This is a genomic window from Dryocola clanedunensis (genome assembly GCF_038405435.1).
Lineage (GTDB): Bacteria > Pseudomonadota > Gammaproteobacteria > Enterobacterales > Enterobacteriaceae > Dryocola > Dryocola clanedunensis_A.
On sequence record NZ_JBBYHZ010000132.1, the window covers coordinates 1 to 601 of the forward strand.

1 protein-coding gene is annotated in these 601 nt (G+C 66.1%); it reads left to right on the forward strand.

Features of this window, described 5'->3' with window-relative positions:
• Nucleotides 1–185 precede the first annotated feature (185 nt).
• On the forward strand, nt 186–601 hold a 416-nt coding region (gene yihA / locus AAE045_RS23835; RefSeq protein ID WP_455549774.1), incomplete at its 3' end, for a ribosome biogenesis GTP-binding protein YihA/YsxC.

Below are 601 nucleotides of genomic sequence, written 5' to 3' on the forward strand. Positions count from 1 at the left end.
AAGTGCGGAAACGGCAAGAACGCGAGCATGGCGCATGCGGAAGCTCCGTGTGGACCGGCCTGGCGGTTGCGGGACCGCAACCACGGGGATCGCCCGATTATCAACGCCGTTTCACGCCACGGTCAACGCAGGGTGCAGCAAAACCGGGGGCGGACAGCGCGGAGGAGCCCCGGACATGCGATCCCATGCCCATGTCATTGCTCCTCGAACGCGCCCAATACCTGCTTTCGGCCCACAACACCCGGCAATTGCCGGAAGACGTGGGCGCGGAAGTCGCCTTTGCCGGTCGCTCCAACGCCGGCAAATCCAGTGCCCTCAACGCCCTCACCCGCCAGAACAGCCTGGCCCGGGTCTCCAAGACCCCCGGCCGCACCCAGCAGCTGGTGTTCTTCGAGGTCACCCCGGAGGCCAAGCTGGTCGATCTGCCCGGTTACGGCTACGCCAAGGTCCCGCTGGACCTGCAGGCGCACTGGCAGGCCTTCATCGACCAGTACTTCCGTACCCGCGAGGCCCTGCGTGGTCTGGTGGTGGTGATGGACATCCGTCACCCGCTGAAGGACTACGATCGCCAGATGCTGGCCTATGCCGTGCAGCGCGGCCT